We start from the raw sequence: 13860 nt of genomic DNA on the forward strand, positions 1-13860 counted from the left end.
CCATGACCGCTCGACTGATGGTCTTCGCCACCCCGCACGACGGGATGGACGACGAATACAACCGCTGGTACACCGACGTACACATCCCGGAGATGCTCACCATCCCCGGCGTGGTGTCGTGCGAACGGCACCGGCTGGCCAGGGGCGGACCGGACGAGGCGCGCTATCTGTCGGTGTTCGTGCTCGACGGCGAACCCTCGACCGTGCTCGCCGAACTCGGCGCCCGCGCCGCGGACGGGCGGATGACCGTGTCGGCGGCGGCCGACTCCGCCCGCACCCGGCTCACGGTCTGGCACTCCCTCTGACACCACGAGAGCCCGGTCCCACTGCCGGGGACCGGGCTCTCGTGTGTCGTGCACTCAGCGGGCAGGGCCCTCGAGGATCGTCACCGCCGCGACCGCGGTCGGCCCACCCAGGTTGTGCGCCAACCCGATTCGCGCGCCCTCGACCTGGTTCACCGCGGTGCCGCGCAACTGCTCGAACAGCTCGACGCACTGGGCGATGCCGGTGGCGCCGGGCGGATGCCCCTTGGTCTTGAGGCCACCGCTGGGGTTGACCGGCATCGCCCCACCGACCGAGGTCGCGCCGGTCTCGACGAGCTTGTGCGCCTCGAACCGGTCGGCGAAGCCCAGATCCTCGTAGCTCATCAGCTCGATGCCGGTGAAGTAGTCGTGTACCTCGGCCACGTCGATGTCGGCGGGAGCGAGCCCCGCCATCGCGAAGGCACGGCGAGCCGCTCGCAGGGTGGCCGGGAACGTCGTCAGATCCGGCTTGTGCTGCACCATGATCGAGTCCAGGCCAAGCCCCACTCCACGCACCCACACCGGTGAATCGGTGTAGCGGTCGACGACGTCCTCGGCGACGAGCACCAGCGCCGCGGCGCCGTCGCTCTGCGGCGCGCAGTCGTACACCCCGAACGGGTCGGCCACGATCGGCGCCCGCAGCGCCTGCTCCATGGTGATCTCGAAAGGCAAGCGCACCTTGGGATTGCGCGCGCCGTGCCGGTGATTCTTCACCGCCACCATGGCCAGGTGCTCGCGGGTGGCCGGTGACTCGTGCAGGTAGCGGCTCACGTGCAGGGCGAAACCCGCGGGCGCGAACAGGCCGAGCTCGTAGTCCCAGGCGCGATTCCTGGTCATCGACTCCCACTCGCGGAGCATGTCCTTCTCCGCGGTCTCGCGCAGCTTGTCCGCGCCGATCACCAGCGCGACGTCCACCGCGCCGGAAGCGATGGCGTACAAGGCGTTACGCACCGCGTCGTTGCCGGTGGCGCACGAGTTCTCGACGTGGGTGACCGGCAGTTCGGGCAGGCCGAGCGCTTCGGCGAGGATCCCGGACGGGAACCCGTCGGTGGTCCGCAGCGCACCGAACCACGCGGCCTCGATGTCGTCGAGGTGCAGGCCCTTGTCGACGGAGGCGGCGCATTCGGCGAAGGCCATCGGCAGCAGATCGCTCAGTCCGAAGGCGAAGTGTTCGGCGAACGGGGTCATCCCCGCGCCGACGACGGCGACTCTTCTCATACCGATTCCTTTTCCGGCTCGAACGCGTATCCGTAGTCCGGGACGCCCGAACGTATCGCCACCCGGCGCAACACCATTCGGCCGCGCGCCCCGATCTCGGCGGTGCCCGCGTCGGCGCCGGTCACCTTCGCCAGCGCGCGCACCCCGATGTCGTCGAGTTCGACGACCACCAGCGTGTACGGGCTCTTCTGGCCGGGCACCGGCATGCGCACGGTGGTCGCGGCGTAGACGGTGCCGGTGCGCGGCAGCGGCACCAGGGTGTAGGTGGTGGCCAGGCTGCCGTCGGCGCCGAGCCGATAGCGCGGCGGGAAGTCCAGCTCGTCGGTGCCCTCGTGCCGGCCCGCCTCCCAGCGCACCTTGGCCTCGAAGGCGCGCTCGTAGGCGGCCAGCGAGAGCGGCAGGTCCGTCCCGGGTTCGACGATCCCGTCCAGCGGCGGCCGGGCGGGCGGCTCGAGCCGCCGCAGCGACAGCGGGCCCGGCACCACGGTGACCCCGGACAGGCTGGCCTGCTCCACCCCGACCAGCAGTCCGGCGGCGCCCCATTCCGCCATCGCGGCCAGCGCGAACAGCGCCGAGGACGCGCCGGTGGTCGGCAGCCGCGGCGGCGTCCCGCACAGCGCGGCCGCCTGCTTGTGCTCCACTCCCGCGACCGCGAACGGTGTATCGAGCCAGGCCGCCGACAGCGACGCCACCAGGCCGCGCTCGCGCAGCAACCGGGGATCGCCGTAGTCGTGGACACCGTCGGCATGGCGGGTCCGCACCGGCAGACTGCGCGCGACCCGGGCCGTGGTGCGCACCTGCACACCGTTACGGTCGGAGATCCACGCTGCGGCGGCACCAGCGGGCTCGAGATCGACACCGATCACCAGCGTGCGTGGCCGGGCCGAACTCAGCGCGTCCAGGGTGGCCGGAGCGCCACCGAGGCGCTCGGTCACCTCGAGCTCGGGATCGAGCCCGAGTCCGGCCAGCAGCACCGCGGTATTGCTGCTCTCCACCAGCGGCAGATCGCGGCTGACCAGCACCACCCGTTCCACCGGCTCGCCGCCGGCCAGGGCGGCCCTGCCCGCCTCCACCGCGAGGGTGACCGCGTCCTCGTCGTCCCCGGCGACTCGGTGATGCCGGTCCCCCCAGCAGGGCAGGTACGTCCCCATCGACGCAACATGCGGCATGTCGGCTCCTTCCGGACGACTAGGTGACCGCGCCCGCGGTCTTGAGCGTGATGATGCGGTCCCAGTCCAGCCCCAGTTCGAGCAGGATCTCCTCGGTCTGCGCGGCGAACTCCGGCCCCGGCCGCAGCCGCGGCGGCGCCACGTCGAACTGCACCGGGCTGGAGACCAGCTCGAGTTCGCCGGCGGGCAGCAGGTAGTCGTTCGCCCGGATCTGGGCATCGGCGAGCAGCTGGACCGAATCCTGTACCGGCGCCCAGGGTCCCGCCAGCGTGGCGAACCGCTCGGTCCACTCGGCGAGGGTGCGCGCGCCGATCACCTCGCGCAGGATCGCCACCGCCTCGGCGGTGTGCTCGGCGATCGCGGCGGCGTCGGCGAAGCGCGGGTCCTCGGCCAGCTCGGGCCGGTCGATGTGGCGGCACACGTCGGCCCAGAACTTGGCGGGCTGCAACATGACGAACGACAGGTAGCGGTCGTCGGAGGTGGCGTAGAGGCCCGAGAGCGGGTTGGTCGGCGCGCCGTGCACGCCCGGTCGCGGCGCGCGCATCGGCTGCCGCTGCGAGGCCGACAGCGCGATCGTGTGCCCGAGCGCCCACAGCCCGCTGCCGAGCAGCGACACGTCGACCACCGAGGTCTCGCCGGTGCGTTCGCGTTTCAGCAGAGCGGCGGCGATGCCGCCGGCCAGATTGGTGCCGGAGACGGTGTCACCGAAGGCCGGGCCGGGCGGCTGGATCAGCCCCTCGGTCCCCTCCGGCGTGATGGTCGCGGCGATGCCGGCACGGCACCAGAAGGCGGTCATGTCGTACCCGCCCCGGACCGACTCGGCACCGCGGGGACCGAGCGCGCTGCCCCTGGCGTAGACGATGCCGGGGTTGACCGCGCGGATGTCGTCGACGTCGATGCCGAATTTGGTCCGCGCGGACGGCAGGAAACTGGTGAGGAACACATCGGCGTTCTTCGCCAGCTCCAGGATCACCTCGCGGCCCTCCGGCACCGACATGTCGACGCCGATACTGCGCTTGCCCCGATTCGCGTGCTCCACATTGGGATTCGGATCGCCCTCGACGACGAAGGCGCCCACCCGGCGCAACCCGCGCTGCGGATCGCCGCCGCTGGCGTGCTCCACTTTCACCACGTCGGCGCCCCAGTCCGAGAGCACCGCCCCCGCCGACGGCACGAAACCGTACATCGCGACCTCGAGCACCTTGATGCCGGTCAACGGCCCGCTCATGCGAGGACTTCCGCGAGAGTCTTGTGCTCGAGGAACTCCTCGAGCCCGGCCACGCCCATCTCCCGCCCGATACCGGACTGTTTGTAGCCGCCGAACGGGGCGTCGGGGTGGAAGTAGTTGCCGCCGTTGATGCTGAAGGTGCCGGTGCGCACCCGCCGCGCCACCGCCTTGGCCCGTTCGGCGTCGGCGCTGAAGACCGCGCCGGACAGCCCGTAGATCGAGTTGTTGGCGATGCGGACCGCCTCGTCGTCGTCGGTGTACGGGATCAGCGCCAGCACCGGGCCGAACACCTCTTCCTGAGCGATCTCGCTGTCGGGGTCGACATTCGCCAGCAGCGTCGGGGCGTAGAAGAAGCCGGGATCCAGCTTCTTCCCGCCGGTCACCAGGGTGGCCCCCGCGGCGACCGCGCGCCTGACCATCGCGTGCACCTTGTCGCGCTGTCCGGCGCTGATCAGCGGTCCCATATAGGTCGTCGGTTCGTTCGGATCACCGTGGCGCACATGGGCGAAGTTGGCCGCGACCAGCTCGGCGACCCGGTCGTGATCGGCGGCGGGCACCAGCAGCCGGGTGGTGAGCGCGCAGCCCTGCCCGGCATGGGTGACGACGCTGAACGCCGCGAACACCGCCGCCTTGGTGTAGTCCGCGTCGTCGAGCAGGATCATCGCCGACTTGCCGCCCAGCTCGAGAAACACCTTCTTGAGGGTGGCGCTGGCGGCCGCCATGATCTCGCGCCCCACCGGCGTCGAGCCGGTGAAAGTGACCACGTCCACGTCCGGATGCGTGGTCATCCGCTTGCCCACCTCGATGTCGGAGGAGGCGAGGACATTCACCACGCCCGCGGGGATCTCGGTGTGCTCGGCGATGATCTCGCCCAGCGCCAGCGTGGCCAGCGGAGTGTCCGGCGCGCCCTTGAGCACCACCGTGCAGCCCGCGGCCAGCGCGGGTGCGAGCTTGGCGAGGGCGAGCTGATGCGGATAGTTGTAGGCGGCGATCGCGGCGACCACACCGGCGGCTTCCTTCTCGACCCACCGGTGATGCTGCTGGCCACGGATCTCGACATTGCCGAGGTCCTCGGTCCAGGCGTAGGTGTCGAGCAGTTCGGCGTAGTAGCGCACGATCTCGAACGGGGTCTCGAGCTGGTTGCCCGCTGTCAGCGCGCGCGTCGCGCCGACCTCGGCGATCGTCAGCGCGCGCAGCTCCTCGACATTGTCGCGCAACGCGCGGTAGAGCTGGCGCAGGCAGCGAGCGCGGAACCGGGGATTGGTCGCCCAGGTGGTCTCGTCGAAGGCGCGGCGCGCGGCGGCGACGGCGTCGTCCACGTCGGCCACCCCGGCTTCGGGGGCGTAGCCGTACACCTCACCGGTCGCGGGATCGAGCGAAGCGAGCGTCTGCCCGGTTTCGCGCAGCTGCCCATCGACGAGCAATCGACGTGTCACCGTGCCCGCCACTTCCTGCGTTGACATCCCGCCTCCTTGCTGGGACCGAGTCCCTATGGAAATCTCATTCTCTCAATCGAGAATGCTACATGCAACAAGCGGGACGGTAGCAGGGATCGGCGGGGCGAACCGTCCGATTCGCCGACATCGCACCCGGCTCCCCGAATTCGCCCGCCACCCTTGCTAATCCATTCTTGGCGAGAGTACGGTTCTCACATCCGGAAGGGAGATTCTTGTGAAAACAGCGGTGGTCACCGGCGGCGCGTCGGGCATCGGGCTCGGCATCGCCGAACGGTTGCGCGGCGACGGGTTCCACGTCGCCACCCTGGACCTGAATCCGGCAGTCGAGGACGACTTCGCCTTCCGCGCCGACGTCACCGATCCGGAACAGGTCGCGGCGGCACTCGACGCGGTCCGCGCGAAGTTCGGCCCCGTCGCGGTGCTGGTGAACTCGGCCGGGCTGGACGGTTTCAAGCGCTTCGGAAAGCTGTCGTTCGCGGAGTGGCAGCGGGTGATCGATGTGAACCTGCACGGCGTCTTCCACACCATCCAGGCCGTGCTGCCGGACATGATCGACGCCGGCTGGGGCCGCATCGTCAACATCTCCTCGTCGAGCACCCACTCGGGCCAGCCGTTCATGGCGCACTACGTCGCGGCCAAGTCGGCGGTCAACGGACTCACCAAAGCCCTTGCGCTGGAACTGGGTCCGTCGGGCATCACCGTCAACGCGGTGCCGCCGGGGTTCATCGACACCCCGATGCTGCGCAAGAACGAACAGGCACAGCGCCTCGGCGGCACGGTCGAGGACCACATCGGGCGCACGCCCGTCCGCCGGGTCGGTACACCGGCCGACATCGCCGCGGCGTGCGCCTTCCTGATCTCCGAGGAAGCGTCCTACATCACCGGGCAGATCTTCGGGGTCAACGGCGGTCGCAACACATGAGCATCGAACACCCCGAACGAGAGGAACTCCCATGGGACGCGTAGCAGGCAAAGTCGCCTTCGTCACCGGCGCGGCACGCGGTCAGGGCCGCAGTCACGCGGTCCGGCTGGCCGAAGAGGGCGCCGACATCATCGCCGTCGACATCTGTCGCGACATCGACAGCATCGGCTACGCGCTCTCGCGTCCCGAGGACCTCGAGGAGACCGCTCGCCTGGTGGAGAAGGCCGGGCGCCGGATCCTGACCAGGCAGGTCGACGTCCGTGACGCCGTCGCGCTGAAGACGGCCGTCGCCGACGGCATCGCCGAATTCGGCCACCTCGACATCGTGATCGCCCAGGCCGGCATCGCGGGCATGAAGGGCTCGCCGCAGTGGCAGGCCTGGTCCGATGTCATCGACACCAACCTGATCGGCGTCATCAACACCATCCAGGCCGCGCTGCCGCATCTGCAGGAAGGCGCCTCCATCATCGCGACCGGCTCGGTCGCGGCGCTGATGGACATCGCCAAGGTGGACCAGCCCGGCCGCGATCCGGGCGGGATCGCCTACGTCGTCGCCAAGCGCGGACTCTCGGAGTACGTGCACCATCTGGCCCTGCACATCGCGGCACAGCGCATCCGCGCCAACGTGATCCACCCGACCAACTGCGACACCCCGATGTTGCAGAGCGAGCCGATGTACCGCTCGTTCCGCCCCGATCTCGAGCACCCGACCCGCGCGGACGCCGAGCCGGCCTTCGGTGTCCAGCAGGCGATGCCGATCCCCTATGTCGAGACCCGCGACATCAGCGACGCCGTGCTGTTCCTTGCCTCGGACGAGTCGCGGTTCATCACCGGAACGCAGCTGCGCGTCGACGGCGGCGGCTACCTGAAGTGGTACGAGTACCACATCTGAGAGGAAGATTCATCGTGAAGGTCCAGGTCGATGCGCAGCGCTGCCAGGGGCACACGCTGTGCGCCATGATCGCCCCGCAGGCGTTCGAACTCAGTGATATCGACGGCCACTCCTCACCGGTCGACGAGCAGGTGCCCGCCGATCAGCAGGAGCAGGTGCGCGAAGCCGTGCACTCGTGCCCCGAGCGGGCGATCTCGCTGGCGGAACAGTGACCGACGACGACGCCCGCAAGCAACCCCGGTTCCACTTCGACCGGTACGCACCGCGATACCGCGACGAGTTCCAGGACATCACCGAGACGATGCAGCGCGAGTGCCCGCTCGCCTGGACCGACACCTACGACGGGCACTGGGTCGCGGCGGGCAACCGCGAGGTCTTCGAACTCGCACGCTGCCCGCACGTGTCCAACGACCACGATCCGCACGGCGTCCGCACGGGCTACCGCGGCATCTCCATCCCGCCCGCACCCCGGGCGCGGGGGATCCGCGGCGGCATCCTCGAGATGGACGAACCCGAGCACCGGGAACTGCGTTCGGCACTGAACCCGTACCTGTCCCCCGCCGCCGTGCGGCGCTGGGTGCCGTTCGTCGACGAGGTCGTGCGCGCCGCGCTCGATGAGCACATCGAGAGCGGCCGTATCGATTTCGTCGACGACCTGGCCAATGTGGTGCCCGCCGTGCTCACCCTCGGCATGCTCGGTGTGCCGCTGGCGAAGTGGACCATCTACAACGAACCGGTGCACGCGGCGGTCTACACCCCGCCGGATTCCCCGGACTATCCGCGCATCGCGGAGATGCACCGGACCATGGGCCTGGATCTGCTCACCAACCTGGCCGAGATCAGGGCGACGCCGCGACCCGGCCTGATCCACGCGGTCGCGACGGCGCGGGTCGACGGAGAACCGTTGCCGGACATGGAGATCCTCGGCATGCTCAGCCTGCTCATCGGCGGCGGGTTCGACACCACCACCGCGCTCACCGCGCACGCGCTGGAATGGCTCTCGGACAACCCCGGCGAGCGCGCGACGCTCAGCCGCGACCGCGAGGCGCTGCTCGACCCGGCCACCGAGGAATTCCTGCGCTACTACACCCCGGCACCGGGCGACGGGCGCACGCTCGCGGCCGACTGCGAAGTGGCGGGCGCCTCCTTCCGGGAAGGTGACCGGCTGTGGTTGTCGTGGGCGATGGCCAACCGCGACCCGGCCGTGTTCACCGACCCGGAGCAGGTCGTGCTCGACCGGAAGGGCAACCGGCACTACAGCTTCGGGCTCGGCATCCACCGGTGCATCGGCTCCAATGTGGCGCGCACGGTGTTCAAGCGGATGCTGGTCGCGGTCCTGGACCGGATGCCCGACTACCGGGCCGTCGCCGCGGAGACCGTGCACTACGACACCATCGCGGTGATCCAGGGCATGCGGCACCTGCCCGCCACCTTCACCCCGGGCGAGCGGCTCGGTCCCGGCCTGGCGGAGACGCTGGCGAAGCTGCAGACGGTCGTCGACGAACAGCGGCTCGCCGAGCCGATCACCCAGAATCGCGCAGGCGCGCAGATCTGATCACTGCTCGCGCGTGCTGCGCGCAGACAAGGAGACACTGGTGGCGGACAGCCCCGGGGGACACGGCACCGACAGGAGTCCGGACGCACCCGCGTCCGGACGGCCACTGCCTCAGCTCGGGCTCGACAACGAGTTCTTCTGGACCGCGGGCGCCGACGGTGTCCTGCGCGTTCAGGAGTGCCGTTCCTGCGCCGCCCTGCTGCACCCGCCGCAGCCGGTGTGCCGGTACTGCCGCGGTCACGAACTCGGAGTCCGTGAGCTGTCCGGCCGCGCGACGCTGATCGCGTTCACGGTGAACCACCGTTTCGCCGTCCCCGGCCTCGACCCGCCGTACGTGGTGGCCACCGTCGCGCCGGTCGAGGACACCCGCGTCCGGCTGACCACCAATATCGTGGCGGCCGAACCGGATTCGCTCGAACTCGGCATGCCGGTGGAGGTCACCTTCCAGCCCGACGGTGACGTGTGGCTGCCGCTGTTCCGCCCGGTCACCGGCGAACCGGCCGCGCTGCCGGTGGACGAGATCGCCCCCGGCGACTACGCCGCGCACATCCGGCCGATGGTGCGCGGCGACAAGTTCGAAGACCGGGTCGCGCTCACCGGCATCGGGATGTCGCAGATCGGCCGCAGGCTCATGGTGCCGCCGCTGGCGCTGACCGTGGCGGCCTGTGAACGCGCGGTCGCCGACGCCGGACTCACCTTCGACGATATCGACGGGCTGTCGTCCTATCCCGGTGGCGGCAACCTCGGCGGCTTCGGCGAGGGCGGGGTGACCGCACTGGAAGCCGCCCTCGGTATCCGGCCGACCTGGCACAACGGCGGTATCGAGACCTTCGGCCCCGGCGGTTCGGTGATCGCCGCGATGACCGCGGTGGCCGCCGGGCTGGCCCGGCACGTGCTGTGCTTCCGCACGGTGTGGGAGTCGACCTTCGCCGAGCACATGAAGTCGGGCCGGATCACCGCGAGCAGCGGCCGCACCACCAGCTGGCTGACCCCCTTCGGCGCCACCTCCGCCGCGCACACCCTCGCGCAGAAGGCGCAGCGGCACTTCCACGACTACGGCACCACCCGCGAGACGCTGGGCTGGATCGCGCTCAACCAGCGCGCCAATGCCGAACTCGACCCCACCGCGGTCTACCGCGACCCGATGACGATGGACGACTATCTCGCGGCCAGGCCTGTCACCAGCCCGTTCGGGCTCTACGACTGCGATGTGCCGTGCGACGGCGCGGTCGCGGTGGTCGTCTCCGCGGTCGACACCGTCGGTGATCTGGCGAGCACCCCGGTGTATGTCGAGGCGGTCGGCACCCAGATCGTCGAACGCATCGAATGGGATCAGAGCACCCTCACCCACGAACCACAGGTCCTCGGTCCGGCCGCGCACCTGTGGACGCGCACGGATCTGCGGCCCCGCGATGTCGACGTGGCCGAACTCTACGACGGTTTCACCTTCAATTGCCTGTCCTGGATCGAGGCGCTCGGGTTATGCGGAATCGGTGAAGCCGCGGACTTCCTCGACGGCGGCAAGAACATCGCCCGCGACGGGCTGATCCCGGTGAACACCCACGGCGGGCAGCTCTCCCACGGCCGCACCCACGGCATGGGCCTGCTCCACGAGGCGATCGCGCAGTTGCGTGGCGATGCCGGACCACGACAGGTGCCCGGCGCCCGGGTCGCGGTGGTGTCCAGCGGCGGGCTCACCCCCGGCGGTGCGATGCTGCTGCGCGCCGGGTGACGGTGCCAGGAAAGCGAGACCACGTGACCCTCACCCACTCCGAACTCAGTGCCGTCGGCGACGACGCGCCCGCGGCGGTCGTCACCGAGGTCGACGGCATCCCGGTGTCGGCGCTGTTCGCCGAGTCGCCCGCGCCACGCGCGGTGCTGCTCGCCCTGCACGGCGGATCGACGACCTCGGCCTACTTCGACTGCCCCGGTCATCCCGAACTGTCACTGCTGCGCGCCGCGCACCGGCTCGGCTACACCGTTCTGGCCCCTGACCGCCCCGGCTACGGCAGTTCCGCACCCTACGCCGACCGGCTGATTCCGGCAGCGGTCCGGGTGGACCTGATGTTCGAGGCCGTCGAAGCCTTCCTGCGCGACCGCCCACGCGGTGCCGGGGTGTTCCTCACCGCCCACTCGGCCGGCGCCGAACTGGCGATGCGCATGGCCGGCGATCCCCGGTTCACCGATCTGCTCGGGGTGGAGCTGGCGGGCACCGGCTACCGCTATCACCCCGAGGGCGCGGGCATCCTGCGCACCGTCGGTCCCGGCTCACCACGGCCGCCCGGCGTCGGCGATCTGATCTGGAATCCGCCGCGGCTCTATCCCGCCGATGCCCGCCGTGGCGCGACGATCGCGGTACCGGCCCCGCCTGCCGAGACCGAGGCCGTCGCCGACTGGGCGACCCAGGTCTTCCCCGCGCTGGCCGCCGGAATCCGCGTGCCGGTGCGGTTCTCGGCGGGTGACCACGAACGGGTCTGGTGCAACGATGTGGCCGCGCTGGCCGAGGTGGGCGCGCTGTTCACCGCCGCGCCGCGGGTCGTGCTCAACCGCCAGCCCAACACCGCGCACAACATCAGTGTGGGCAATACCGCCGCGGCCTACCACCTGGGCATGCTCGCCTTCGCCGAGGAATGCCTGGTCACCGCCGAAAACGGCGAGTTCACCGGTCCTACACCACAATTGGACGGCGGCACGGTGCCGCCGGAGAGGTGAATGCGATGGACTCGACCGATACCGCCCTGCTCCTGCTGCGATTCGTGGTGGGCGCCACCATGATCGCGCACGGGGTCAACCACTGGCTGGGCGGTGGCAAGATCGCCGGCACCGCGGGCTGGTTCACCGGGCTCGGCCTGCGCAACGGCGTGGTGCAGGCGTGGGCGAGCGTGGTCACCGAGATCGGCGCGGGCGTGCTGCTCGCGCTCGGGCTGGCCACGCCCCTGGGTGCGGGGGCGGTGGTCGGCGTGATGCTGGTGGCCGGGCTGCTCGCGCACCGCAAGAACGGTTTCTTCGTGTTCAAGGAGGGCTACGAGTACGTGCTCGTGCTCGCGGTGGCGGCGATCGCGCTCGGCCTCCTCGGGCCCGGCCGGGTCTCCCTCGATCATGCCTTCGACATCACCGTCACCGGCTGGGCGGGCGGACTGCTCGCACTCGGGCTCGGTGTCGGAGCGACCATCGGCCTGCTGGCGGCGTTCTACCGTCCGGCACCGGCCCCCGTCGCCGATCGGGAAGTCGACAGAGAGGAGGCGCGCTGATGCGCGTCGGGTTCATCGGATTGGGTAGCCAGGGTGGGCCGATGGCGCGGCGCATCATCGAGGCCGGCTACCCGACCACGCTGTGGGCGCGCCGATCCGCCGCACTCGAGCCCTATGCCGGCACCGCGGCGGATACCGCCGAATCCCCCGTCGCGCTGGGGGCGGCCGCCGATCTGGTGTGCGTGTGTGTGGTCGGTGACGCCGATGTCCGCGAGGTGGTCACCGGTGAGCACGGCGTGCTGACCGGGATGATCCCCGGCTCGGTGCTTGCCGTGCACTCCACCGTGCACCCCGACACCTGCCGCGAGATCGCGGATATCGCCGCGCGACAAGGTGTTTCGGTGATCGACGCACCGGTCAGCGGCGGTGGTCCCGCCGCCGTCGAGGGCAGATTGCTGGTGATGGTCGGCGGACCGGACGAAGCCGTGCGGACCGCTCGCCCGGTCTTCGCGACCTACGCGAACCCGATCGTGCACCTCGGCGACGTGGGCGCGGGACAGTTCGCCAAACTCCTCAACAACCTCCTGTTCACCGCGAATCTCGCGACCGCGCAGGGCACCCTGCGCCTCGGCGCCGACCTCGGCCTCGACACCGCCCGGCTCGGCGAGGTCATCACCCACGGCACCGCCGACAGCTTCGCGCTCGGCCGCGTCGTCGCTTCCGGCGGCTCCCTCGACGGCCTGGCCGTGCGGGCCGGCGATCTGCTGCGCAAGGATGTCGGGCTGCTCGCCGACCTCGCCGCCACCGCGGCCGCGACACCCGGGATCGAGCTCACCGCCGCCGACGCGGCCCTCACGGTGATGAACCGGGCGCGGCAAAGCACTGCCCCACTGACGAATTCGTAGGCATCGGCCTGGCCGACAACGGCTCGGCTGACACCTCGGACGCGCACCACGGCGCTTCCCGGCCCGGCCGTACTCCCTCGGCCACTTCGCCGGTCGGCCCGATCGCCGGCAGAGCGGTGCGCCGCCCCGTCAACCGATCGACGAAGAGAAGAGAGCACAGGATGCGCGTGGGTTTCGTGGGCGCGGGCCGGATGGGTCTGCCGATGGTCGACCGTCTGGTCGGCGCCGGGCACATCGTTCGAGCCCAGGCGCGCAATCCCGAGGCGCGGGCCGGGGTGGCCGCTGTCGGCGCCACGCCCGTCTCGTCCACCACCGGGACGGCGCGGGATGCCGAGGTGCTGATCGTCTGCGTTTTCAGCGACGACCAGGTCCGCGAGATCTGCCTGGACGGAACACTTCTCACCGACCTGCCCGCCGGCGCCCTCGTCGTCCTGCACACCACCGGCAGCCCGGACACCGCCACTGCCGTCGCGACCGCGGCGGCCGATCGGGGCATCGACGTGGTCGACGCCCCCGTCAGCGGCGGCCCACCCGACATCGCCGCGGGCACCCTGACCGTCTTCCTCGGCGGATCCGACACCGCCGCGCACCGGGCAACCGAGGTTCTCCGCGCCTACGCCGACCCGATCCTGCACGTCGGCGGCCCCGGCGACGGCCAGCGCGTGAAACTCGTCAACAACGTCCTCTTCGCGGCCCAGATCGGACTCGTCGCCGACGCCGTCCGCCTGGCCACCCACCTCGGTCTCGCCGAACCGGCTCTGCTGTCCGCCCTCCCCCACGCCAGCAGCACCGGTAACGCCCTCACCCGCATCGCCGCCCGCGGATCGGTCGACCGATTCCGCACCACCACAGGCGAATTCCTGCGCAAGGACATCGCCGTCGCCACCGAGGTCGCCACCTCCCTCGGCGCCGACCTCGGCCTCCTCGACGCCGCGATCCGCGCCGGTCTGACACCATCCGCGCCGGTCTGACGCCGCGCACGCCCGCCGTCCATGCCCCGGTAACCCCGGACGCAGCGAGG

At 70.7% G+C, this 13860-nt stretch carries 14 protein-coding genes; 10 read left to right on the forward strand and 4 right to left on the reverse strand.

What is annotated here, in order from left to right:
- Window positions 1–2: 2 nt before the first annotated feature.
- Window positions 3–305, forward strand: coding sequence for a hypothetical protein (locus ACWF82_RS02520; protein WP_452497212.1), 303 nt, complete (start codon window positions 3–5; stop codon window positions 303–305).
- Window positions 306–359: 54 nt separating this feature from the next.
- Here ACWF82_RS02520 and ACWF82_RS02525 read toward each other — a convergent pair whose 3' ends face one another.
- The 4 genes from ACWF82_RS02525 to ACWF82_RS02540 are packed head-to-tail and all read right to left on the reverse strand — an operon-like array spanning window position 360 to window position 5380.
- The gene (locus tag ACWF82_RS02525; protein ID WP_452497214.1) at window positions 360–1520 is read right to left on the reverse strand and encodes a thiolase C-terminal domain-containing protein; all 1161 of its coding nucleotides are present in this window, start codon (window positions 1518–1520) and stop codon (window positions 360–362) included.
- Complete coding sequence (locus ACWF82_RS02530; RefSeq protein ID WP_452497216.1) at window positions 1517–2689, reverse strand: OB-fold domain-containing protein; 1173 nt, start codon at window positions 2687–2689, stop codon at window positions 1517–1519. Before ACWF82_RS02530 ends, ACWF82_RS02525 begins: the two co-directional genes overlap by 4 nt.
- A gap of 19 nt (window positions 2690–2708) precedes the next feature.
- Window positions 2709–3917 (reverse strand): CaiB/BaiF CoA transferase family protein, encoded by a 1209-nt coding sequence (locus ACWF82_RS02535; RefSeq protein ID WP_452497218.1) that lies wholly within the window; start codon window positions 3915–3917, stop codon window positions 2709–2711.
- Window positions 3914–5380 (reverse strand): aldehyde dehydrogenase family protein, encoded by a 1467-nt coding sequence (locus tag ACWF82_RS02540; protein ID WP_452497220.1) that lies wholly within the window; start codon window positions 5378–5380, stop codon window positions 3914–3916. Before ACWF82_RS02540 ends, ACWF82_RS02535 begins: the two co-directional genes overlap by 4 nt.
- A 208-nt stretch (window positions 5381–5588) precedes the next feature.
- Between ACWF82_RS02540 and ACWF82_RS02545 the strand changes: the two genes are divergently transcribed.
- From ACWF82_RS02545 to ACWF82_RS02585, 9 genes are all read left to right on the forward strand, one after another.
- On the forward strand, window positions 5589–6296 hold the full coding sequence (locus ACWF82_RS02545) for an SDR family NAD(P)-dependent oxidoreductase (RefSeq protein WP_452497222.1): 708 nt from the start codon (window positions 5589–5591) through the stop codon (window positions 6294–6296).
- A gap of 31 nt (window positions 6297–6327) precedes the next feature.
- Complete coding sequence (locus ACWF82_RS02550; RefSeq protein WP_452497224.1) at window positions 6328–7188, forward strand: mycofactocin-coupled SDR family oxidoreductase; 861 nt, start codon at window positions 6328–6330, stop codon at window positions 7186–7188.
- Window positions 7189–7202: 14 nt separating this feature from the next.
- Complete coding sequence (locus tag ACWF82_RS02555; protein ID WP_379034294.1) at window positions 7203–7400, forward strand: ferredoxin; 198 nt, start codon at window positions 7203–7205, stop codon at window positions 7398–7400.
- On the forward strand, window positions 7397–8743 hold the full coding sequence (locus ACWF82_RS02560; RefSeq protein WP_452497227.1) for a cytochrome P450: 1347 nt from the start codon (window positions 7397–7399) through the stop codon (window positions 8741–8743). The genes ACWF82_RS02555 and ACWF82_RS02560 overlap by 4 nt, the downstream gene beginning before the upstream one ends.
- A 40-nt stretch (window positions 8744–8783) precedes the next feature.
- A complete protein-coding gene (locus ACWF82_RS02565; RefSeq protein ID WP_452497229.1) occupies window positions 8784–10475 on the forward strand; it encodes a thiolase C-terminal domain-containing protein in 1692 nt (563 codons plus the stop codon).
- 23 nt (window positions 10476–10498) lie between these two features.
- Window positions 10499–11455, forward strand: a complete 957-nt coding sequence (locus tag ACWF82_RS02570) for an alpha/beta hydrolase (protein ID WP_452497231.1) — start codon at window positions 10499–10501, stop codon at window positions 11453–11455.
- A gap of 5 nt (window positions 11456–11460) precedes the next feature.
- Complete coding sequence (locus ACWF82_RS02575; RefSeq protein WP_452497233.1) at window positions 11461–11994, forward strand: DoxX family protein; 534 nt, start codon at window positions 11461–11463, stop codon at window positions 11992–11994.
- Window positions 11994–12839, forward strand: a complete 846-nt coding sequence (locus ACWF82_RS02580) for an NAD(P)-dependent oxidoreductase (RefSeq protein ID WP_452497235.1) — start codon at window positions 11994–11996, stop codon at window positions 12837–12839. The genes ACWF82_RS02575 and ACWF82_RS02580 overlap by 1 nt, the downstream gene beginning before the upstream one ends.
- Window positions 12840–13000: 161 nt before the next feature.
- The gene (locus ACWF82_RS02585; protein ID WP_452497237.1) at window positions 13001–13810 is read left to right on the forward strand and encodes an NAD(P)-dependent oxidoreductase; all 810 of its coding nucleotides are present in this window, start codon (window positions 13001–13003) and stop codon (window positions 13808–13810) included.
- Window positions 13811–13860: the final 50 nt, after the last annotated feature.

This window comes from Nocardia sp. NPDC055053 (assembly GCF_053608285.1).

What these genes read in the sequence shown, in the direction of transcription:
- ACWF82_RS02585 (WP_452497237.1), top strand. Translation starts at nt 13,001, where the DNA reads ATGCGCGTGGGTTTCGTGGGCGCGGGCCGGATGGGTCTGCCGATGGTC.
- ACWF82_RS02535 (WP_452497218.1), bottom strand. Translation starts at nt 3,917, where the DNA reads ATGAGCGGGCCGTTGACCGGCATCAAGGTGCTCGAGGTCGCGATGTAC.
- ACWF82_RS02575 (WP_452497233.1), top strand. Translation starts at nt 11,461, where the DNA reads ATGGACTCGACCGATACCGCCCTGCTCCTGCTGCGATTCGTGGTGGGC.
- ACWF82_RS02530 (WP_452497216.1), bottom strand. Translation starts at nt 2,689, where the DNA reads ATGCCGCATGTTGCGTCGATGGGGACGTACCTGCCCTGCTGGGGGGAC.
- ACWF82_RS02525 (WP_452497214.1), bottom strand. Translation starts at nt 1,520, where the DNA reads ATGAGAAGAGTCGCCGTCGTCGGCGCGGGGATGACCCCGTTCGCCGAA.
- ACWF82_RS02550 (WP_452497224.1), top strand. Translation starts at nt 6,328, where the DNA reads ATGGGACGCGTAGCAGGCAAAGTCGCCTTCGTCACCGGCGCGGCACGC.
- ACWF82_RS02540 (WP_452497220.1), bottom strand. Translation starts at nt 5,380, where the DNA reads ATGTCAACGCAGGAAGTGGCGGGCACGGTGACACGTCGATTGCTCGTC.
- ACWF82_RS02520 (WP_452497212.1), top strand. Translation starts at nt 3, where the DNA reads ATGACCGCTCGACTGATGGTCTTCGCCACCCCGCACGACGGGATGGAC.
- ACWF82_RS02580 (WP_452497235.1), top strand. Translation starts at nt 11,994, where the DNA reads ATGCGCGTCGGGTTCATCGGATTGGGTAGCCAGGGTGGGCCGATGGCG.